Consider the following 20,087-nt stretch of genomic DNA (forward strand, 5'->3'; position numbering starts at 1 on the left):
TCACAGCTTCATCAGGCTGGCGTCGTCGACCGAGGCCGAGTGGCGGGCACGGAAGACGGACACGATGATCGCGAGCCCGACGACGACCTCCGCGGCGGCGACGACCATCGTGAAGAACGCGATGATCTGGCCGTCGAGGTTGCCGTGCATGCGGGAGAAGGTGACGAACGCGAGGTTGCAGGCGTTGAGCATGAGCTCGACGCACATGAACACCACGATCGCGTTGCGCCGGATCAGCACCCCGGCCGCACCGATGGTGAACAGCAGGGCCGCGAGGTACAGGTAGTTGACGGGATTCACCGGGTGGCCTCCTCTTCGTCCCGGTCCCGGCCGAGCCGCTCCTCGGAGCGCTGCTCGATGGCCTTGAGGTCGGCCATCGCCTCGGTGGACACGTCCCGGACCTGGCCCCGCTTGCGCAGGGTCGAGATGACGGTGAGCTCCGACGGGGTGCCGTCGGGCAGCAGACCGGCGATGTCCACGGCGTTGTGCCGGGCGTAGACGCCGGGCGCGGGCAGCGGCGGCAGGTGCTTGCCTTCCCGCACGCGCTGCTCGGAGAGCTCGCGCTGGGTGCGGGCCCGCTCGGTGCGCTCGCGGTGGGTGAGCACCATCGCGCCGACGGCGGCGGTGATGAGGAGCGCGCCGGTGATCTCGAAGGCGAAGACGTACTTGGTGAAGATGAGGGCGGCGAGGCCCTCGACGTTCCCGCCGTGCGCCGTGTTGGCGGCGCCGAGGCCGGCGAACTCGGTGAGCGACGCCTGGCCGATGCCGGCGATCAGCAGGATGCCGAAGCCGAGGCCGCATGCGGCGGCCCACCAGCGCTGCCCCTTGATGGTCTCCTTCAGCGAGTCCGCGGCCGTGACGCCGACCAGCATGACGATGAAGAGGAAGAGCATCATGATCGCGCCGGTGTAGACGACGATCTGGACGATGCCGAGGAAGTACGCGCCGTTGGCGAGGTAGAAGACCGCGAGGACGATCATCGTGCCGGCCAGCGACAGGGCGCTGTGCATGGCCTTCCTCATCAGGATCGTGGCGAGCGCGCCGATGACGGCGACGGTGCCGAGGACCCAGAACTGGAAGGCCTCACCGGTCGAGGTCGCGTAGGCCGCGAGGGTGGCGTTCATGCGTCCGCCCCCTCCGGCTCGCCCTTCTCGCCCTTGGAGACGGCGACCTGCCGGACGGTGCCGGGCGCGGCCTCGGTGACCAGGCCCCGGTAGTAGTCCTGCTCGGTCATGCCGGGGAAGATCGCGTGCGGCGAGTCGACCATGGTCTCCTCCAGGCCCGCGAGGAGCTGCTCCTTGGTGTAGATCAGGTTCTCGCGGGAGGAGTCGGCCAGTTCGAACTCGTTGGTCATCGTCAGGGCGCGCGTCGGGCACGCCTCGATGCACAGGCCGCACAGGATGCAGCGGGCGTAGTTGATCTGGTAGACGCGGCCGTAGCGCTCGCCGGGCGAGTAGCGCTCCTCGTCCGTGTTGTCCGCGCCCTCCACGTAGATGGCGTCGGCGGGACAGGCCCAGGCGCACAGCTCGCAGCCGACGCACTTCTCCAGACCGTCGGGGTGACGGTTGAGCTGGTGCCGGCCGTGGAAGCGGGGCGCCGTCGTCTTCTGCTGCTCCGGGTACTGCTCGGTCAGCCGCTTCTTGAACATGGCCTTGAAGGTCACGCCGAAACCGGCCACCGGATTCTGGAAGTCAGACACCGTCCGTCTCCTTTCCATCACTCGAAGTAGCGGTATCGGGGGCGCCACTGACAACGAGGTCCCGGTCGTGCCGCGGCCTGCGCCGGGGCACGGGCGGCAGGGACTGTCCGGGCTTGGGCGGTACGGGGAAGCCGCCGGCCATCGCGTCGAAGGCCCGCTCCGTCTCGGGGGCGGCGGTGGCGGCCTTCTCCTTCCGGTCGCGGAACAGGTCCACGACGAAGGAGAGCAGCAGCAGTCCGAGGACGGCACCGGCCACGTACAGGACGATGTTCGAGAAGGCGATGTTCTCGTTCCGCATCGCCCGGACGGTGGCGACCAGCATCAGCCAGACCACCGAGACCGGGATGAGGACCTTCCAGCCGAGCTTCATCAGCTGGTCGTAGCGGACGCGGGGCAGGGTGCCGCGGAGCCAGATGAAGAAGAACAGCAGCAGCTGGACCTTGAGGACGAACCAGAGCATCGGCCACCAGCCGTGGTTCGCACCCTCCCAGAAGGTGGAGATCGGGTACGGGGCCCGCCAGCCGCCCAGGAAGAGGGTCACCGACACGGCCGAGACCGTCACCATGTTCACGTACTCGGCGAGCATGAACATCGCGAACTTGATGGACGAGTACTCGGTGTTGAAGCCGCCGACGAGGTCGCCCTCGGACTCCGGCATGTCGAAGGGGGCGCGGTTCGTCTCGCCGACCATCGTGACGATGTAGATGATGAACGAGACCGGCAGCAGGATCACGAACCAGCGGTCCGCCTGCGCCTCGACGATCCTCGAGGTCGACATCGACCCGGAGTAGAGGAAGACGGAGGCGAAGGCCGCGCCCATGGCGATCTCGTACGAGATCATCTGCGCGCAGGACCGGAGTCCGCCGAGCAGCGGGTACGTGGAGCCGGAGGACCAGCCGGCGAGGACGATGCCGTAGATGCCGACGGACGCGACCGCGAGGACGTACAGCATCGCGATCGGCAGGTCGGTGAGCTGCATCGCGGTCCGGTGGCCGAAGATCGAGACCTCGTCGCCGGCCGGGCCGAAGGGGATCACGGCGATCGCCATGAACGCGGGGATCGCGGCGATGACCGGGGCGAGGACGTAGACGACCTTGTCGGCCCTCTTGACGATCACGTCCTCCTTGAGCATCAGCTTGATGCCGTCCGCGAGGGACTGGAGCATGCCCCAGGGGCCGTGCCGGTTGGGGCCGATGCGCAGCTGCATCCAGGCGACGACCTTGCGCTCCCACACGATGGAGAAGAGCACGGTGACCATCAGGAAGGCGAAGCAGAAGACGGCCTTGATCAGGACGAGCCACCAGGGGTCCGTGCCGAACATGGACAGGTCCTCGGCCGCCAGGACGTTCGCGGTCATGCCTGCACCTCCTGCGGGGTCGCCGGGCCGATGCGGACCAGGGCGCCGGGGCGGGCGCCGGTGTCGGAGAGGACGCCGCGGCCGGTCGAGTTGAGCGGGAGCCAGACGACGCGGTCGGGCATCTCGGTGACCTGGAGCGGGAGTGCCACGGAACCGGCCGGGCCGGTCACCTCCAGGACGTCGCCGTCCTTGACGCCGGTGTCGGCGGCGGTGGCGGCGGAGAGCCGTGCGACGGCCGCGTGCCGGGTTCCGGCGAGCGCGGTGTCGCCCTCCTGGAGCCTGCCGAGGTCGAGCAGGAGGCGGTGTCCGGCGAGGACGGCCTCGCCGTCGCCGGGCCGGGGCGCCGCCTGACCCGGTTCGCCGGGCTCGCCGGCCCGCTCCTCGGTCCAGCCGCCGAGCCGGTCGAGCTCCCGGCGGGCCGACCGCAGGTCGGGCAGGCCGAGGTGGGCGTCGAGGGCGTCGGCCAGCATGTGGAGCACGCGGGCGTCGCTCGGCGCGAGCGGCCTGGTCATCTGCTCGGGCTTGAGCGCGGCCTCGAAGAGCCGTGCCCTGCCCTCCCAGTTGAGGAAGGTGCCGGCCTTCTCGGCGACGGCGGCGACCGGGAGGATCACGTCGGCCCGCTCGGTGACCTCGCCGGGCCGCAGCTCCAGGGAGACGACGAAGGCCGCGTCGAGGGCCTCGCGCGCGCGTGCCGGGTCCGGCAGGTCGACGACGTCGACGCCGGCGACGAGCAGCGCGCCGAGCTCGCCGGTGGCGGCGGCCTCCACGATCTGGCCGGTGTCGCGTCCGTAGCGGTGCGGGAGTTCGCGGACGCCCCAGGCGGCGGCGACCTCCTCACGCGCGCGGGGGTCGGTCGCGGGCCGGCCGCCGGGGAGCAGCGTCGGCAGGGCGCCCGCCTCGACGGCTCCGCGTTCGCCGGAGCGGCGCGGGATCCAGACGAGCCGGGCGCCGGTGGCGGTCGCGGCGCGCAGGGCGGCGGTGAGCGCGCCGGGCACGCCCGCGAGGCGCTCGCCGACGGCGATGACGGAGCCGTCCTGGCGGAGGGCCTCGGCGGCGGCGAGGCCGTCGCCGTCCAGGCCGACCCGGGAGGTCAGCGCGTCCAGCCACTCGGTCTCGGTGCCGGGGGCGGCCGGCAGCAGGGTGCCTCCGGACTTCTCCAGGCCGCGGGTGGCGAAGGCGGCGACCGCGTAGGTCTTCTGGCCGTGCTTGCGCCAGGCCTTGCGGAGCCGCAGGAAGACGCCGGGGGCCTCCTCCTCGGACTCCAGGCCGACGAGGAGCACGGCGGGCGCGGCTTCGAGCGAGGTGTACGTGACACCCGTGCCGTCCAGGTCGCGGCCGCGTCCGGCGACGGCGGAGGCCAGGAAGTCGGCCTCCTCGCCGGAGTGGATCCGGGCCCGGAAGTCGATGTCGTTGGTGTCGAGGGCGACCCGGGCGAACTTGGCGTACGCGTAGGAGTCCTCGACGGTCAGCCTGCCGCCGGTGAGGACGCCGGTGCGGCCGCGGACGAGACCGCGGGCGGCGGCCTCCAGGGCCTCGGGCCAGGAGGCGGCCTCCAGCTCACCGGTCTCGGCGTTGCGGACGAGCGGGGTGGTGAGCCGGTCGCGCTGCTGGGCGTACCGGAAGCCGAAGCGGCCCTTGTCGCAGATCCACTCCTCGTTGACCTCCGGGTCCTCGGCGGCGAGCCGCCGCATGACCTTGCCGCGCCGGTGGTCGGTGCGGGTGGCGCAGCCGCCGGCGCACTGCTCGCAGACCGACGGCGTGGAGACCAGGTCGAAGGGGCGGGCCCGGAAGCGGTAGGCGGCGGAGGTGAGGGCGCCGACGGGGCAGATCTGGATGGTGTTGCCGGAGAAGTACGACTCGAAGGGGTCGCCTTCGCCGGTGCCGACCTGCTGGAGCGCGCCGCGCTCGATCAGCTCGATCATCGGGTCGCCCGCGACCTGGTTGGAGAAGCGGGTGCAGCGGGCGCAGAGCACGCACCGCTCGCGGTCGAGCAGCACCTGGGTGGAGATCGGGATCGGCTTCTCGTACGTCCGCTTGACGCCCTCGAAGCGGGACTCGGCCTGTCCGTGGGACATGGCCTGGTTCTGCAGGGGGCACTCGCCGCCCTTGTCGCAGACCGGGCAGTCCAGCGGGTGGTTGACGAGCAGCAGCTCCATCACGCCGTGCTGGGCCTTCTCGGCGACGGGGCTGGTCAGCTGGGACTTCACCACCATGCCGTCGGTGCACGTGATGGTGCAGGAGGCCATCGGCTTGCGCTGGCCCTCGACCTCGACGATGCACTGGCGGCAGGCGCCGGCGGGGTCGAGGAGCGGGTGGTCGCAGAAGCGCGGGATCTCGATGCCGAGCTGTTCGGCGGCGCGGATGACGAGCGTCCCCTTGGGGACGGAGATCTCGGCGCCGTCGATGGTCAGCGTCACGAGGTCCTCGGGCGGCACCGGCGCGCTGCCGCCGCCACTGGGGGTGGACGCGATGACGGTCATGCGGTCACCTCCTTGTGGTTGTCCGCCCAGGCGGTCGACTTGGCCGGGTCGAAGGGGCAGGCCCGGCCGGTGATGTGCTGCTCGTACTCGGCGCGGAAGTACTTCAGCGAGGAGAAGATCGGGGAGGCGGCGCCGTCGCCGAGGGCGCAGAACGACTTGCCGTTGATGTTGTCGGCGATGTCGTTCAGCTTGTCGAGGTCGGACAGCTGCCCGCGGCCCGCCTCGATGTCGCGGAGCAACTGGACGAGCCAGTAGGTGCCCTCGCGGCACGGGGTGCACTTGCCGCAGGACTCGTGGGCGTAGAACTCGGTCCAGCGGGTGACGGCCCGGACGACGCAGGTGGTCTCGTCGAAGCACTGGAGGGCCTTGGTGCCGAGCATGGAGCCCGCGGCGCCGACGCCCTCGTAGTCGAGGGGCACGTCGAGGTGCTCGTCGGTGAACATCGGGGTGGAGGAGCCGCCGGGGGTCCAGAACTTGAGGCGGTGACCGGGGCGCATGCCGCCGCTCATGTCGAGGAGCTGGCGCAGGGTGATGCCGAGCGGGGCCTCGTACTGGCCGGGCGAGGCGACGTGCCCGCTCAGCGAGTACAGCGTGAAGCCCGGGGACTTCTCGCTGCCCATCGACGTGAACCACTCCTTGCCCCGGTTGAGGATCGCGGGAACGGACGCGATGGACTCGACGTTGTTCACCACGGTGGGGCAGGCGTACAGACCGGCGACCGCGGGGAAGGGCGGACGTAGCCGGGGCTGGCCGCGGCGCCCTTCGAGGGAGTCGAGGAGCGCGGTCTCCTCGCCGCAGATGTACGCGCCGGCGCCGGCGTGCACGGTGAGTTCGAGGTTCAGGCCGCTGCCCAGGATGTTCCGGCCGAGGTAGCCGGCCGCGTAGGCCTCGCGGACCGCCTCGTGGAGGCGGCGCAGGACGGGGACGACCTCGCCGCGCAGGTAGATGAACGCGTGCTCGGAGCGGATCGCGTAGCAGGCGATGATCATTCCCTCGATGAGGGAGTGCGGGTTGGCGAAGAGGAGGGGGATGTCCTTGCAGGTGCCGGGCTCGGACTCGTCGGCGTTGACGACGAGGTAGTGCGGCTTGCCGTCGCCCTGCGGGATGAACTGCCACTTCATGCCGGTGGGGAAGCCGGCGCCGCCGCGTCCGCGGAGCCCGGATTCCTTGACGTACGCGATGAGGTCGTCGGGGCTCATCGCGAGGGCCCGCTTGAGGCCCTGGTACCCCTCGTGGCGCTCGTAGGTCGCCAGGGTCCAGGAGCCGGGCTGGTCCCAGAAGGCGGAGAGGACGGGTGCGAGCAGCTTCTCGGGGCTGCTGTTGTCGATCTCGGCGGCCAAGGTCATCACTCCCCCTCCTGACCGGAGGTCTCACCGCGCGGGTGGACGATTCGGTGGTGCGGCTGCTCGCCCTTGGCCAGACGCAGGCCGACGAGGGAGGCGGGGCCGGCCCCGCCGGTGGCCTCGACGGCGCCGGGGCGCTCGTCGGGGAAGCCGGCCAGGATGCGGGCGGTCTCCTTGAAGGTGCAGAGCGGGGCGCCGCGGGTGGGTTCGACGGTCCGGCCGGCCCGCAGGTCGTCCACCAGCTGCTTGGCGGAGGCGGGGGTCTGGTTGTCGAAGAACTCCCAGTTGACCATCACGACCGGTGCGAAGTCGCAGGCCGCGTTGCACTCGATGTGCTCGAGGGTGACCTTGCCGTCGTCGGTGGTCTCGTTGTTGCCGACGGCGAGGTGGGCCTTGAGCTCCTCGAAGATGGCGTCGCCGCCCATGACCGCGCAGAGCGTGTTGGTGCAGACGCCGACCTGGTAGTCGCCGGAGGGCTTGCGCCGGTACATCGTGTAGAAGGTGACGACGGCGGTGACCTCGGCGGTGGTCAGGCCGAGGAGGTCGGCGCAGAACGCCATGCCGGTGCGGGTCACGTGGCCCTCCTCCGACTGCACGAGGTGCAGCATCGGAAGGAGCGCCGAGCGGGAGTCCGGGTAGCGGGCGATGATCGCCCGGGCGTCCTCCGTCAGGCGGGCGCGGACCTCGTCGGGGTACGCGGGGGCGGGGAGCTGGGGCATCCCCAGGCTGACGTTCTCCGTCATCGGTCGACGCCTCCCATCACGGGGTCGATGGAGGCGACGGCGACGATGACGTCGGCGACCTGGCCGCCCTCGCACATCGCGGCCATGGCCTGGAGGTTGGTGAAGGACGGGTCGCGGAAGTGGACCCGGAAGGGGCGGGTGCCGCCGTCGGAGACGACGTGCACGCCGAGCTCGCCCTTGGGGGACTCGACGGCCGCGTACGCCTGTCCGGCGGGGACCCGGAAGCCCTCGGTGACCAGCTTGAAGTGGTGGATCAGGGCCTCCATGGAGGTGCCCATGATCTTCGCGATGTGGTCGGGCGAGTTGCCGAGGCCGTCGGGGCCGAGCGCGAGCTGCGCGGGCCAGGCGATCTTCTTGTCGCCGACCATGACGGGGCCGGGCTCCAGGCGGTCGAGGCACTGTTCGACGATCCGGAGCGATTGGCGCATCTCCTCCAGGCGGACGAGGAAGCGTCCGTAGGAGTCGCAGGTGTCGGCGGTGGGGACGTCGAAGTCGTAGTTCTCGTAGCCGCAGTACGGGTCGGTCTTGCGCAGGTCGTGCGGGAGGCCCGCGGAGCGCAGGATCGGTCCGGTGGCGCCGAGGGCCATGCAGCCGGTGAGGTCGAGGTAGCCGACGTCCTGCATGCGGGCCTTGAAGATGGGGTTGCCGGTGGCGAGCTTGTCGTACTCCGGCAGGTTCTTCTTCATGGTCTTCACGAACTCGCGCAGCGCGTCGACGGCGCCGGGCGGCAGGTCCTGGGCGAGGCCGCCGGGGCGGATGAACGCGTGGTTCATGCGCAGGCCGGTGATCAGCTCGTACAGGTCCAGGATCATCTCGCGGTCCCGGAAGCCGTAGATCATGATCGTCGTGGCGCCGAGCTCCATGCCGCCGGTGGCGATGCACACCAGGTGCGAGGAGAGCCGGTTGAGCTCCATGAGGAGCACCCGGATGACGCTCGCCCGGTCGGGGATCTGCTCGGTGATGCCGAGGAGCTTCTCCACGCCGAGGCAGTACGCCGTCTCGTTGTAGAACGAGGTGAGGTAGTCCATGCGCGTGACGAAGGTGGTGCCCTGCGTCCAGGTCCGGTACTCGAGGTTCTTCTCGATGCCGGTGTGGAGGTAGCCGATGCCGCAGCGGGCCTCGGTGACGGTCTCGCCGTCGATCTCCAGGATGAGGCGGAGCACGCCGTGGGTGGACGGGTGCTGGGGGCCCATGTTGACGACGATCCGCTCGTCGTCGGCCTTGGCCGCGGACTGGACGACCTCGTCCCAGTCGCCGCCGGTCACCGTGTAGACGGTGCCTTCGGTCGTCTCGCGGGGAGACGCTTCTGAGGTGGACATCAGCTGTACGACCTCCGCTGGTCCGGAGCCGGGATCTGGGCGCCCTTGTACTCGACCGCGATGCCGCCGAGGGGATAGTCCTTGCGCTGCGGGTGGCCCTGCCAGTCGTCCGGCATCATGATCCGGGTGAGGGCGGGGTGGCCGTCGAAGACGATGCCGAAGAAGTCGTACGTCTCGCGCTCGTGCCAGTCGTTCGTCGGGTAGACGGCGACGAGCGACGGGATGCGCGGGTCGGCGTCCGGGGCCGAGACCTCCAGGCGGATCAGCCGGCCGTGGGTCAGCGAGCGCAGGTGGTAGACGGCGTGCAGCTCGCGGCCCTTGTCGCCCGGGTAGTGGACCCCGGAGACGCCGGTACAGAGCTCGAAGCGGAGTGCCGGGTCGTCGCGCAGGGTGCGGGCCACGCGGACGAGGTGCTCGCGCTCGATGTGGAAGGTGAGCTCGTCGCGGTCGACGACCGTCTTCTCGATGGCGTTCTCGGGGAGCAGTCCCTGCTCCTCGAGGGCGCCTTCGAGTTCGTCGGCGACCTCGTCGAACCAGCCTCCGTACGGGCGGACGGCCGGGCCGGGGAGGCGGACGGAGCGGACGAGGCCGCCGTAGCCCGTGGTGTCGCCGCCGTTGTTCGCGCCGAACATGCCACGCTGGAGGCGTACCTCCTCGCCGTGGTCCCCGCGCTGGCCCGGCAGGTTCTGGGCGCTCAGCTCCCTCTCGGGGTTGGGTGTCTCGTCACTCACCGGAGCAGACCCTTCAATTCGATGGTCGGCAGCGCCTTCAGCGCCGCCTCCTCCGCCTCGCGGGCCGCCTCCTCGGCGTTCACGCCGAGCTTGGAGCCCTGGATCTTCTCGTGGAGCTTGAGGATCGCGTCGAGCAGCATCTCGGGGCGGGGCGGGCAGCCGGGCAGATAGATGTCGACCGGCACGATGTGGTCGACGCCCTGCACGATCGCGTAGTTGTTGAACATGCCGCCCGAGGAGGCGCAGACGCCCATGGAGATGACCCACTTGGGGTTGGGCATCTGGTCGTAGACCTGCCTCAGGACGGGTGCCATCTTCTGGCTGACCCGTCCGGCGACGATCATCAGGTCGGCCTGGCGCGGCGAGCCGCGGAAGACCTCCATGCCGAAGCGGGCCAGGTCGTACCGGCCGGCTCCGGTGGTCATCATCTCGATGGCGCAGCAGGCGAGGCCGAACGTCGCGGGGAACACGGACGCCTTGCGCACCCAGCCCGCGGCCTGTTCGACCGTCGTCAGCAGAAAGCCGCTCGGGAGTTTCTCTTCGAGTCCCATAGGTGCCCCTCAGCCCCTCAGTCCCATTCCAGGCCGCCGCGCCGCCACACGTACGCGTAGGCGACGAAGACGGTGAGCACGAAGAGCAGCATCTCCACGAGCCCGAAAAGCCCCAGGGCGTCGAAGGTGACGGCCCAGGGGTAGAGGAAGACGATCTCGATGTCGAAGACGATGAAGAGCATCGCCGTCAGGTAGTACTTGATCGGGAAGCGACCGCCTCCGGCGGGAGTGGGCGTCGGTTCGATGCCGCACTCGTACGCCTCAAGCTTTGCCCTGTTGTACCGCTTTGGCCCGATAAGCGTGGCCATGACCACGGAGAAGATCGCAAACCCCGCACCCAGGGCACCGAGCACGAGGACGGGCGCGTACGCATTCACGCTCCTCGCTCCTTCCAGTCGTCCTTGACCGTTGGACCGCACCGCCGGCAGTGAAAGATCGCCCCCATGTGAGGCAGTTCACAAGCCCGGCTGCCCCGCATCTTATGCCCGCCCCTCTGTGATCTGCGACACGGGGTGCGGCAAGGAGTTTGTGATCTCCACCACCTGACGAAGGATCATGAAGTCGGATGAGCGGTGATCTTGTTGCGCGAAGCGCCCAGGTGATCACCAGATGTGACATCCGGACCGGAAACCGCTGCTCGGAGGGGGTGTCGCACTATCAAGTGATGCCCCATGCAAGCAAATTGGTGATGGATGCGAACGGGTGATAAAGGAACCGCCCGTCGCCCGGTCGGGGAGTCCGGCGTACGGCGATGGACGCGTGCGCGCGTTCACGAGCGGGGATGTGACCTGTGTCACATCGCGAAGCCCGGAAAAAAGCGGGGCTTGGCCATCGGCGTCAAGAGGTGGTAAGCGTCGGGCAATTCGGGCGTTTCAATGAAAACCCGTGATCAAGGGCCAAGTGATGCGTGCCCGATTTGCCCGTTACGGCGTCAATAAGGGCGACAGGGAAGCGGATTGAGTGGTTCCGAACGTAACTGTGGCGCAACCCACGTTTCTTGATGGGAACCACGAACCCCTGATAGCGGTTGTTCCCATGTCCCACACCGCTCACATACCCAGCCACCGGAAGCCCCGCCGCAGCGCCTCGAAGCTCGCCCTGCGGGCAGGAGTTGCCGGTGGCTTCCTCGGCACCATCGCGGTGGCCGGTGCTGCCGGGCCGGCGAATGCCGAGCCGGTGACCGAGACCATCGAAATGCCCACCCTGGGCTCGCTCGACGCCGGCGCCGGCCTCGCGAGCGCCGTCGCCGCCTCCGCCGAGGCGTCGCAGCAGGAGGCCCTCGACCAGAGCCTCGAGACCCAGGAGAACCTGGCCCTGCAGAAGGCCGCCAAGGACGCCAGGAAGGCGAAGGCCGAGGCGGACCGCAAGGCCGAGGCCGAGCGCGCCGAGAAGGCCCGCGCCAAGGCCGAGCAGGAGCGCAAGGACGCGGCCGCCCGCGCCTCCCGCGACAGCGTGCGCACCCAGCTCGCCAGCACCGGCGACGACTCCTCGGACTCGACCGGCGACTCCTCGGCGGACGAGCAGACGCAGGCCCCCTCCGGCTCCGCCGCCGCGATCGTGGCCTTCGCCCGCGCCCAGGTCGGCGACGCCTACGTCACCGGCGGCACCGGCCCCAACTCCTGGGACTGCTCCGGCCTCGTCCAGGCCGCGTACCGCCAGGCCGGCATCGACCTGCCCCGCATCTCGTACCAGCAGTCGAGCATGGGCACGTCCGTCTCCCTGAGCAACCTGCAGCCGGGCGACATCCTCTACTGGGGCAGCCGCAGCGGCTCGTACCACGTCGCCATCTACGTCGGCGGCGGCAAGTACGTCGGCGCGCAGAACTCCTCCACCGGTGTGGTCGAGCGCTCCCTGGACTGGGACATGCCCTCGGGCGCCGTCCGCATCCTCTGACCGCTCCGCGGTCGTCCGGCGAAGGGCCGTCACTCCTCGGGGGAGAGACGGCCCTTCGTCGCGTCCGGACGGCCGCCGGACGGGATCCAGGGGCTGATCCGACGGGAGTTGTCAGACAGGCCCTAGTGCCGCAGCGCCTCGGCCGGTGCGGTGCGGGCGGCCCGCAGGGCCGGGTAGAGGCCGGCCAGCAGGCCGGTGGCGAGGCCGAGGGCCGGGGCGGCGGCGACGGTCGCGGGGTGGAGGACCGGGGTCCAGTGCCGGACCAGCGCCACCCCGACCACCGCGCAGACGCCCGCCGCCGTGCCGACGAGACCGCCGATTCCTCCCAGAACGCCTGATTCCGTGAGGAATTGGATCACTATGTGGCGGCTCCTGGCTCCCAGGGCGCGGCGCAGGCCGATCTCGGCGGTCCGCTCCAGGACCGCGACGAGGGTGGTGTGGGCGATGCCGACCGCCCCGATCACCAGACAGACCCCGGCGAGCAGCAGGAACAGCCGGTCGAGGTCGCCGGTGACGCCGGCCCGCAGGGCCCTCGGGTCCGGCGGCGGGACCGCCTTGAGGTACTCCGGGTGGTCCGGGCGGAGCGCCACCGGCGCCTCGGCCGCGATCTGCCGGGCCGCTCCGGTCTCCGTCGCGACGAGCATCGTCGCCGCGCCGCTCTCCGGTGGACCCCACAGCCGCTCGGCCGTGGTGCGGGGCACCGTCACCGACATCAGGACGTCGGCCCGGCGGCGTACGTCGTCGACGATCCCGGCCACCACGAACGGCTCGTCCCCGATGAACACGGCGGGCCGCGTCTCCAGGGTGGTGATGCCGAGCCGGGCGGCGACCGAGGCGCCGAGGACCGCCACCGGCTGCGCCGTCGACGAGGCGAACTCGTCGTACAGGCGGCCTTGTGCGAGCCGGGGGCCGGCGGCGCGCAGGGCGCCCGGCGAGGCGGCGACGACGTCGAACCGCTCGCCGTCCGCCCCGTCGCCGACCGGGGCGGCGCGGACGGTGGTGCCCGGGGCGAGCCGGACCGTCCACAGGACGCCCGCGTCCGTGACTCCGCCGAGCCGCCGGATCCGGGCGTCCGCGTCGGCGGGGAAGCCGGGGCCGGCGAACTCGTCCCGCTCCCGGGCGATGTCCTCGACGGTGACCTCGGTGGCGGTCAGCAGGTCGAACCGGGAGTCGATCCGGGAGGACGCCGTCGCCGTCAGTCCGAGGACGGCGACGAGGGCGCCGACGCCCAGGACCGTGCCGAGCGCGGTGAGGGCCGACCGTCCGGGGCGGCGCAGCATGGCGGCGACGGCTTCGGCGAGCGCGTCGCCGGGCGTGAGGCGGGACGGTTCGACGAGGCGGGGGCGCGGGGGCCGGAGCCGGGCGCGCTTCATCCGGGGGTCCGTTCCCGTTCCGGTCGGGGGCGTTCGTCGAGTACGCCGTCCCGGATGGTCACCGTGCGGTCCGCGCGGGCGGCGACGTCGTGGTCGTGGGTGATGACGACGATGGTCATGCCGGCGGTGTGGAGCCCGTCGAGGAGGGTGAGGACCGCGTCCGCGTTGTCGGAGTCGAGGTTGCCCGTCGGCTCGTCGCACAGCAGCAGCGACGGCCGGCCGGCCAGCGCGCGGGCGATGGCGACGCGCTGGCGCTCTCCGCCGGAGAGCCGGGACGGGAGGGCGTCGGCCCGGTGGGCGAGTCCGACGCGGTCGAGGGCGTCCAGGGCCCGGGCGCGGCGTTCGGCGCGGGGCACGGCCGCGTAGACCGTCGACAGCATGACGTTCTCCGCGGCGCTGCGGTGCGGGAGCAGGTGGAAGGCCTGGAAGACGAAGCCGATGCGGCGGCCGCGCAGGGCCGTGCGGTCGCCGTCGTGGAGGGCGCCGGTGTCGACGCCGTCGAGGAGGTAGGTGCCCTCGGTGGGGGCGTCGAGGAGTCCCATCACGTTCAGGAAGGTGGACTTGCCGGAGCCCGAGGGGCCGACGACGGTCACGAACTCGCCTCTCCGGATGATGAGTTCGCAGGGGTGCAGGGCCTGGACGGGCGGCGGTCCCGGGTAGCCGAGGCCGATGCCGCGGAACTCGACGACGGGGACACCGGCGGCCTCGGGGGCGCCCGGGGCGGGCCGTCGTGGCCGCCGCGCCCGTTCCCGTACGGACCGGATCACGGCGTCTCCCGGGGCGTGGTGGGGGCGGCCGCGCCGGTGACGACCTCGTCGCCCGCCGCGAGGTGGCCGGGGGTGAGCGGGACGACCTCCACGTAGCCGTCGCCGAGGGTGCCGGTGCGCACCTCGATCCGGTCCTGGCGGCGGCCGGCGCGGACGGCGGTGACGACCGTGCGGCCGTCCGCGCCGGCGGACACCGCGGTGACGGGGACGACGAGGGCCTCGCCGTCGGTGGAGGCGGCCTCGACGGTGAGCCGGACCTCCCTGCCGGCGAGGCCCGGTGGGAGGTCCTCGTCGGGCGCGGCGGTGAGGAGGTAGCCGACGGGGAGGTAGCCGGGCGGCCGGTCGCCGTCGCCCTCTCCGGCGCCCTCTCCCCCGCCGGTGGCGGCGTCCTCCGGCGCGCCGGTGCGCCGCGGGGTGGCCCGGTCGGCGACCGTCACCACGTCGGCGGTGACCTCGTCGCCGGTCTCCTCGTCCAGGATCCGTACCTTCTGGCCGGGCCGGACCATGCCCTTCTGGTGGTCGTGGAGGTGTCCTCGGGCGACGAGCCGTCCGGAGGAGAGGGTCATCGGGGAGCCCGTCACCGGGGAGCCGGGCACGACGCCGACGGAGGCGACGCGGGCGGGGAAGCGCTCCACGTAGACGACCTCGCCGGCCGGGACCATGGGTCCGGCGGCGGCCCGCGCCCGGGCCAGCGCGGCCCGGGCGTCGGCCAGGTCGGCGGCGGCCCGGTCGCGGGCCTTGCGGAGGTCCTTGGTCCGGGTGGCGTCGCGGTTGTCGAGCAGCGCGTCCCGGGTGTCCTCGGCGGCCCGTCCGGCGGCGGTCGCCGCCGCCCTGGCGCCGTCGACCGCGGCCCCGTCGTCGGCCACGGCCGGCCGGGGGGCGTACCCGGCGGCGGAGTAGAAGCCCGTCACCGCGTCCTTGGTCCCGGCGCCGAAGGTCCCCCGGGGGTCGTCGCCCCGGTCGTGTCCGAGGGCGGCCAGGGCGTCCTGGAGCTGGGCGACGTCGTCGCCGGTGGCGCCGGGCCTGAGGTCGCGGTAGACGGGCAGCCGTCCCCTGAGCACGACGACGGGGCGGCCCGATATCTCCAGGACGACCTGTCCGGGGCGGAGGGCCGCGCCGGCGGCGACCGGCACCTTGGTGACGACGGACGCGCCCTCGCCGCCGGGGGCGGGCGGCACGACCCGCACGGTCTGCCCGGCGACGACCGTCCCGCGCAGGACGACGGTCTCGTGGAGCACGCGGTGTTCGACGGGCGCGGTGAGCACGTCGGGCGGCGGTGGGGCGGCGTCCGCGGCGAGGCCGGCCGGCGAGCTGATGAGCGTGCCGGCGACGACACCGGCTCCGGTGAGGGACACGGCCCCGACGACGAGCGTGGCGAGGAGCAGGGGGGCGGCCAGGGGGCGTCTCATCGTGCGGTCCTTCCGGGGAGGTTCCCGCGAACCCTAGCCATTCGCGGGGAGGCCCGGAGGCGAGATCAACAGACGGTGAAATCACGCCAGTTGCGGTCCGGATGGTTTGGGTTCTCTGGCTCGAAGGGCCGTAGACCGGGACCCCGTCATGACGTGTACTTCTCAATCGGCCCCGCACGGGCCCCACGCGACACACGGCTCCGTTCCGTCCCCGCTCCCCCCTCGCCCCGGTCCCCGCCCCCGAAAGGCAACGGCATGCAGAGCACGCTCGTCCGGCGCGCCATCAGCACGGCGATCGCCCTCACCGCCCTCGGCGCGGGCGTCCTGGCCGGCGGCGGCACCGCCGCGGCCGGGACCAAGGACGGCGAGCTGGAGTACCGCGAGTTCGGCCTGTTCTACAACTCCTCCCTGATGGGATCGGTCTTCGACCTGTACCTCGCGGACTCCAACCTCGCCGACGACCGCTTCCCCGGCTACGGCTCCGGCCAGGGGGAGATCGTGGACAACAACGCCGCCTCGTACTTCAACCGCGACCGGGTCGTCTGGTTCGTCTACACCGGCTCGTACGCCGGCGGCATCGAGGGCAGCATCCCGGCCGGCTACTACGGCAACGCCTCCCTGACGTTCAAGAACCAGGTCTCCTCCGCGTACCACTACAAGGCCCGCTGACCCCACCGCCGTTCGCACGACCACCGGAGCAGAGCCATGCGCCCCCGCGTCCCGCACACCGCCGCCGCCCTCCTCCTGCTGGGCGCGGCGCTCCTCACCGCCTGCGCCCCCGGCGGGACCGGGCCCGTCACCCCGGCCGCGCCCGCCCCGCCCGCCGCGGTGACGGACGCGGCGCGGCTCACGTACCCGCTGGACGGCTACAAGCCCACCGACGGGGAGAGCCGGGGCATCGAGCGGGCGCAGGCGCTGCTGACCGCCGACTGCATGAAGCGGTTCGGCTTCGCGTACCGGCCGCCGGAGCAGCCCCGGCCGGCCCCCACCGGCACCGCGTCCCGCTACGGCCTCACCGACGCGTCGACCGCCTCCCGGTACGGCTACGCCCCGCGCGGCGGCGCGCGGCCGCCGGGCAAGGCCGCGGCGCAGGACCTCGGGCCGACGGGTGAACTCGCCCTGGGCGGACCGCCGGTCGACGGCCGGATCCCGATGAGCCTGGCGGAGTCGGAGCGGACCGACAGCGGCCGGAGGGTCAACGGCCTGAAGGTGCCCGTCGGCGGCTGCGGCCGCGAGGGCTTCCTGCGGATGTACGCGCCCCGGGAGGGCGCCGTCGACGCCCTGTTCGTCTTCCGCCTCGAAGCGGAGGCCTTCTCCCGGGCCCGGCAGGACCCGCGGGTGGCGAAGGCCGTCGAGCGGTGGTCGCGCTGCATGGCCGAGAAGGGCTACCGGACCGACGACCCGGTCAGCCCGCAGCAGGACCTCGGGCTGTCCCCGGACACGGCCGGCGGCCCGCGGGCGATCGCCGCCGCCGTGCAGGACGTGGCCTGCAAGGAACGCACCCGCCTCGTCGGCGTCTGGTACGCGGCCGAGGTCGGCCTCCAGGAGCGCGCCGTCGAGCGGCACGCCGAGACCCTGACCCGGACGAGGTCCGAACTCGACGCCCGGATCAGGCTGGCGGCGGCGCGGAACGGCTGACCGCGCCCCGGACTCAGGCCTTCGGCGCGACCTTCGACAGGCCGTTGATGATGCGGTCCATGGCGTCGCCGCCCGTCGGGTCCGTGAGGTTCGCGAGCATCTTGAGCGTGAACTTCATGAGGAGCGGGTGGGTGAGCCCGTGCTGGGTCGCCAGCTTCATGATCTTCGGGTTGCCGATGAGCTTCACGAACGCGCGGCCGAGGGTGTAGTAGCCGCCGTAGGTGTCCTTGAGGACCTGCGGGTAGTTGCGCAGGGCCAGCTCGCGCTGGGCCGGGGTGGCGCGGGCGTGGGCCTGGACGATGACGTCGGCCGCGATCTGCCCGGACTCCATGGCGTACGCGATGCCCTCGCCGTTGAACGGGTTGACGAGGCCGCCGGCGTCGCCGACCAGCAGCAGGCCCTTGGTGTAGTGCGGCTGGCGGTTGAACGCCATGGGGAGGGCGGCGCCGCGGATCGGCGTCGTCATGTTCTCCGGGGTGTAGCCCCACTCCTCCGGCATCGAGGCGCACCAGGCCTTGAGGACCTCGCGCCAGTCCAGCTCCTTGAAGGCGGACGAGGAGTTGAGGATGCCGAGGCCGACGTTGGAGGTGCCGTCGCCCATCGGGAAGATCCAGCCGTAGCCGGGCAGCAGCCGGTCCTGCGCGCCGCGCTTGTCCCACAGCTCCAGCCAGGACTCCAGGTAGTCGTCGTCGTGGCGGGGGCTGGTGAAGTACGTCCGCACGGCGACGCCCATCGGGCGGTCCTCGCGCCGGTGCAGGCCCATGGCCACGGAGAGCCGGGTGGAGTTGCCGTCGGCCGCGACGACGAGCGGCGCGTGGAAGGTGACCTCGCGCTTGTCCTCGCCGAGCTTGGCGTGGACGCCGGTGATCCGGCCCGTACGGTCGTCGACGACCGGGGCGCCGACGTTGCAGCGCTCGTACAGCCGGGCGCCGGCCTTCTGCGCCTGCCGGGCGAGCTGCTCGTCGAAGTCGTCGCGCTTGCGCACGAGTCCGTAGTCGGGGTACGAGGCGAGCTCGGGCCAGTCGAGCTCCAGGCGGACGCCGCCGCCGATGATCCGCAGGCCCTTGTTGCGCAGCCAGCCGGCCTCTTCGGAGATGTCGATGCCCATGGCGACCAGCTGCTTGGTGGCACGGGGGGTGAGGCCGTCGCCGCAGACCTTCTCGCGGGGGAACGCGGTCTTCTCCAGGAGCAGGACGTCGAGCCCCGCCTTGGCCAGGTAGTACGCGGTGGTGGAGCCCGCCGGGCCCGCCCCGACGACGATCACATCTGCGGTGTGCTCGGAGAGGGGCTGCTCGGTCACGGCGGAGTCTCCCGGAAGTTCGGCGATGAGGACGTGTCGCAGTCTATGGCGGGCGTGGCGGGGCGAAACGGAGGGTCGGTCGGACCGCCGGCCGCCCCGCCGCTCGGTCAGACGGCCTTGAAGCCCCGGTGGAGCGCGACGATGCCGCCGGACAGGTTCCGCCAGGCCACCTTCGACCAGCCGGCCTTCTGGAGCATGCCCGCCAGCGTCGGCTGGTCCGGCCAGGAGCGGATGGACTCGGCCAGGTACACGTACGCGTCCGGGTTCGAGGAGATCGCGCGGGCCACCGGCGGCAGCGCGCGCATCAGGTACTCCTCGTACACCGTGCGGAACGGGGCCCAGGTGGCGTGCGAGAACTCGCTGATGACGACCCGGCCGCCGGGCTTCGTCACCCGGTACAGCTCGCGCAGCGCCTTGTCGGTGTCCTGGATGTTGCGCAGCCCGAAGGAGATCGTCACCGCGTCGAAGACGTCGTCGCGGAACGGCAGCTTCGTGCCGTCGCCCGCCGTGAACGGCATCCACGGGTGGTTCTTCTTGCCGACCCGGAGCATCCCGAGCGAGAAGTCGCAGGGCACCACGTACGCGCCCGCGCGGGCGAAGGGCTGCGAGGAGGTGGCCGTCCCCGCCGCCAGGTCGAGGATCCGCTGGGCCGGGCGCGCGTCGACCGCCTTCGCGACCTCCTTGCGCCAGCGGCGGTCCTGCCCGAGGGAGAGCACGTCGTTCGTGAGGTCGTAGTTCGCCGCCACGTCGTCGAACATGGTGGCGACTTCGTGCGGCTGCTTGTCCAGGGTGGCGCGGGTCACTGGCGTTCGGCCTCGCAGAATCGGGGGTGACGGGCGGGCGGGTTCATTGTCTCAGCGTGGGTGCCGGAAACCGCTCAGCGGGCCCGGTGGACGAGACGGCCGCCGAGGACGGTGGCGACACAGGTCGACGCGCCGAGGCGGACCAGCGCCGCCCGGTCGGGGACGTCGAAGACGGCGAAGCGGGCCGGGGCCCCCGGGATCAGCCCCGGCAGCAGGATCAGCGGCACCGGCGAGAACGACGGGGTGCCGGGCAGCTTCTCGGGGCGCCGCCCGACGGCCAGACCGGCCCGGCGCACGGCGTCCAGGGCGGCCCGGTCGCGCAGTTCGCCGGCGACGGCCACCGTCCCGTGCGCCAGCAGCCGCTGGACGCCGCGGCGCGCGGACGCGCCCCGCCGCGAGGCGTCCATGCGGAAGATCCGCTGCGCCCGCTCGCCGGTGATCGGCTCGGTGCCGAACCCCGCGGCCTCCCGGGGGTCCGGGTGGTACATGCCCTCCAGCAGCTCGGGCCCGAACGGGTTGAGGAGCCCGGGTGTGAGGATGCCGGGCCAGCGCCGCACCCGCGCCTCGGGCCGTACGGCGACCAGGTCGTCGTACGGGCCGACGGCGGCGATGCGGTCGCCGTCGACCAGGACGGCCGTCTCGGGCGTCGCCTCGGCGACGTGGATGGTCAGCACGGGCTCG

At 72.0% G+C, this 20,087-nt stretch carries 20 protein-coding genes; 3 read left to right on the top strand and 17 right to left on the bottom strand.

All coding sequences use genetic code 11. The annotated features are described in order from the left end of the window. From nuoK to AC067A_RS06620, 11 genes are read right to left on the bottom strand one after another with little or no spacing between them, the layout of a single operon-like run. A complete protein-coding gene (nuoK, locus tag AC067A_RS06570) occupies positions 1–300 on the bottom strand; it encodes an NADH-quinone oxidoreductase subunit NuoK (protein WP_017239464.1) in 300 nt (99 codons plus the stop codon). Continuing rightward, entirely contained in the window at positions 297–1,124 is an 828-nt protein-coding gene (locus AC067A_RS06575; protein WP_478615360.1) for an NADH-quinone oxidoreductase subunit J, read from the bottom strand. The genes nuoK and AC067A_RS06575 overlap by 4 nt, the downstream gene beginning before the upstream one ends. Next, positions 1,121–1,717 carry an NADH-quinone oxidoreductase subunit NuoI gene (gene nuoI / locus AC067A_RS06580; protein ID WP_189800459.1) on the bottom strand — a complete coding sequence of 199 codons (597 nt, stop codon included), beginning with the start codon at positions 1,715–1,717 and terminating at the stop codon, positions 1,121–1,123. The genes AC067A_RS06575 and nuoI overlap by 4 nt, the downstream gene beginning before the upstream one ends. Next, positions 1,692–3,056 carry an NADH-quinone oxidoreductase subunit NuoH gene (nuoH, locus tag AC067A_RS06585; RefSeq protein WP_478615362.1) on the bottom strand — a complete coding sequence of 455 codons (1,365 nt, stop codon included), beginning with the start codon at positions 3,054–3,056 and terminating at the stop codon, positions 1,692–1,694. The genes nuoI and nuoH overlap by 26 nt, the downstream gene beginning before the upstream one ends. Further along, entirely contained in the window at positions 3,053–5,536 is a 2,484-nt protein-coding gene (locus AC067A_RS06590; RefSeq protein WP_478615365.1) for an NADH-quinone oxidoreductase subunit G, read from the bottom strand. The genes nuoH and AC067A_RS06590 overlap by 4 nt, the downstream gene beginning before the upstream one ends. Beyond that, positions 5,533–6,885 (bottom strand): NADH-quinone oxidoreductase subunit NuoF, encoded by a 1,353-nt coding sequence (gene nuoF / locus AC067A_RS06595; RefSeq protein ID WP_478615368.1) that lies wholly within the window; start codon positions 6,883–6,885, stop codon positions 5,533–5,535. The genes AC067A_RS06590 and nuoF overlap by 4 nt, the downstream gene beginning before the upstream one ends. Beyond that, entirely contained in the window at positions 6,882–7,622 is a 741-nt protein-coding gene (gene nuoE, locus AC067A_RS06600; protein ID WP_478615370.1) for an NADH-quinone oxidoreductase subunit NuoE, read from the bottom strand. Before nuoE ends, nuoF begins: the two co-directional genes overlap by 4 nt. Continuing rightward, positions 7,619–8,941 carry an NADH-quinone oxidoreductase subunit D gene (locus AC067A_RS06605; RefSeq protein WP_478615373.1) on the bottom strand — a complete coding sequence of 441 codons (1,323 nt, stop codon included), beginning with the start codon at positions 8,939–8,941 and terminating at the stop codon, positions 7,619–7,621. The genes nuoE and AC067A_RS06605 overlap by 4 nt, the downstream gene beginning before the upstream one ends. Continuing rightward, entirely contained in the window at positions 8,941–9,672 is a 732-nt protein-coding gene (locus AC067A_RS06610; protein ID WP_478615376.1) for an NADH-quinone oxidoreductase subunit C, read from the bottom strand. The genes AC067A_RS06605 and AC067A_RS06610 overlap by 1 nt, the downstream gene beginning before the upstream one ends. Further along, complete coding sequence (locus AC067A_RS06615) at positions 9,669–10,223, bottom strand: NuoB/complex I 20 kDa subunit family protein (protein WP_017239455.1); 555 nt, start codon at positions 10,221–10,223, stop codon at positions 9,669–9,671. Before AC067A_RS06615 ends, AC067A_RS06610 begins: the two co-directional genes overlap by 4 nt. 17 nt (positions 10,224–10,240) lie before the next feature. Further along, the gene (locus tag AC067A_RS06620; RefSeq protein WP_019888619.1) at positions 10,241–10,600 is read right to left on the bottom strand and encodes an NADH-quinone oxidoreductase subunit A; all 360 of its coding nucleotides are present in this window, start codon (positions 10,598–10,600) and stop codon (positions 10,241–10,243) included. A gap of 658 nt (positions 10,601–11,258) precedes the next feature. Here AC067A_RS06620 and AC067A_RS06625 point away from each other — a divergent pair. After that, complete coding sequence (locus tag AC067A_RS06625) at positions 11,259–12,116, top strand: C40 family peptidase (protein ID WP_478615380.1); 858 nt, start codon at positions 11,259–11,261, stop codon at positions 12,114–12,116. A gap of 122 nt (positions 12,117–12,238) precedes the next feature. Here AC067A_RS06625 and AC067A_RS06630 read toward each other — a convergent pair whose 3' ends face one another. The 3 genes from AC067A_RS06630 to AC067A_RS06640 are packed head-to-tail and all read right to left on the bottom strand — an operon-like array spanning position 12,239 to position 15,665. Next, on the bottom strand, positions 12,239–13,489 hold the full coding sequence (locus tag AC067A_RS06630; RefSeq protein WP_478615383.1) for an ABC transporter permease: 1,251 nt from the start codon (positions 13,487–13,489) through the stop codon (positions 12,239–12,241). After that, entirely contained in the window at positions 13,486–14,256 is a 771-nt protein-coding gene (locus AC067A_RS06635; RefSeq protein ID WP_478615386.1) for an ABC transporter ATP-binding protein, read from the bottom strand. The genes AC067A_RS06630 and AC067A_RS06635 overlap by 4 nt, the downstream gene beginning before the upstream one ends. Beyond that, positions 14,253–15,665: a peptidoglycan-binding protein gene (locus AC067A_RS06640; protein WP_478615388.1), complete on the bottom strand. Its 1,413-nt coding sequence runs from the start codon at positions 15,663–15,665 to the stop codon at positions 14,253–14,255. Before AC067A_RS06640 ends, AC067A_RS06635 begins: the two co-directional genes overlap by 4 nt. A gap of 255 nt (positions 15,666–15,920) precedes the next feature. Between AC067A_RS06640 and AC067A_RS06645 the strand changes: the two genes are divergently transcribed. Next, complete coding sequence (locus AC067A_RS06645) at positions 15,921–16,334, top strand: hypothetical protein (protein WP_478615389.1); 414 nt, start codon at positions 15,921–15,923, stop codon at positions 16,332–16,334. 36 nt (positions 16,335–16,370) lie between these two features. Further along, entirely contained in the window at positions 16,371–17,303 is a 933-nt protein-coding gene (locus AC067A_RS06650; protein WP_478615391.1) for a hypothetical protein, read from the top strand. 13 nt (positions 17,304–17,316) lie between these two features. Here AC067A_RS06650 and AC067A_RS06655 read toward each other — a convergent pair whose 3' ends face one another. From AC067A_RS06655 to AC067A_RS06665, 3 genes are all read right to left on the bottom strand, one after another. Continuing rightward, a complete protein-coding gene (locus tag AC067A_RS06655) occupies positions 17,317–18,603 on the bottom strand; it encodes a geranylgeranyl reductase family protein (RefSeq protein WP_478615394.1) in 1,287 nt (428 codons plus the stop codon). 107 nt (positions 18,604–18,710) lie between these two features. Continuing rightward, positions 18,711–19,406 (bottom strand): demethylmenaquinone methyltransferase, encoded by a 696-nt coding sequence (locus AC067A_RS06660; RefSeq protein ID WP_478615397.1) that lies wholly within the window; start codon positions 19,404–19,406, stop codon positions 18,711–18,713. 74 nt (positions 19,407–19,480) lie between these two features. Continuing rightward, complete coding sequence (locus AC067A_RS06665) at positions 19,481–20,080, bottom strand: imidazolonepropionase-like domain-containing protein (protein ID WP_478615400.1); 600 nt, start codon at positions 20,078–20,080, stop codon at positions 19,481–19,483. Between the last annotated feature and the right edge of the window lie 7 nt (positions 20,081–20,087).

The sequence above is a fragment of the Streptomyces sp. NPDC043176 genome (assembly GCF_056436715.1).

Coding starts and splice junctions, on each gene's coding strand:
- AC067A_RS06575 (WP_478615360.1), bottom strand. CDS start 1,124: ATGAACGCCACCCTCGCGGCCTACGCGACCTCGACCGGTGAGGCCTTC.
- nuoI (WP_189800459.1), bottom strand. CDS start 1,717: ATGGAAAGGAGACGGACGGTGTCTGACTTCCAGAATCCGGTGGCCGGT.
- nuoH (WP_478615362.1), bottom strand. CDS start 3,056: ATGACCGCGAACGTCCTGGCGGCCGAGGACCTGTCCATGTTCGGCACG.
- AC067A_RS06590 (WP_478615365.1), bottom strand. CDS start 5,536: ATGACCGTCATCGCGTCCACCCCCAGTGGCGGCGGCAGCGCGCCGGTG.
- nuoE (WP_478615370.1), bottom strand. CDS start 7,622: ATGACGGAGAACGTCAGCCTGGGGATGCCCCAGCTCCCCGCCCCCGCG.
- AC067A_RS06605 (WP_478615373.1), bottom strand. CDS start 8,941: ATGTCCACCTCAGAAGCGTCTCCCCGCGAGACGACCGAAGGCACCGTC.
- AC067A_RS06615 (WP_017239455.1), bottom strand. CDS start 10,223: ATGGGACTCGAAGAGAAACTCCCGAGCGGCTTTCTGCTGACGACGGTC.
- AC067A_RS06625 (WP_478615380.1), top strand. CDS start 11,259: ATGTCCCACACCGCTCACATACCCAGCCACCGGAAGCCCCGCCGCAGC.
- AC067A_RS06630 (WP_478615383.1), bottom strand. CDS start 13,489: ATGAAGCGCGCCCGGCTCCGGCCCCCGCGCCCCCGCCTCGTCGAACCG.
- AC067A_RS06640 (WP_478615388.1), bottom strand. CDS start 15,665: ATGAGACGCCCCCTGGCCGCCCCCCTGCTCCTCGCCACGCTCGTCGTC.
- AC067A_RS06645 (WP_478615389.1), top strand. CDS start 15,921: ATGCAGAGCACGCTCGTCCGGCGCGCCATCAGCACGGCGATCGCCCTC.
- AC067A_RS06650 (WP_478615391.1), top strand. CDS start 16,371: ATGCGCCCCCGCGTCCCGCACACCGCCGCCGCCCTCCTCCTGCTGGGC.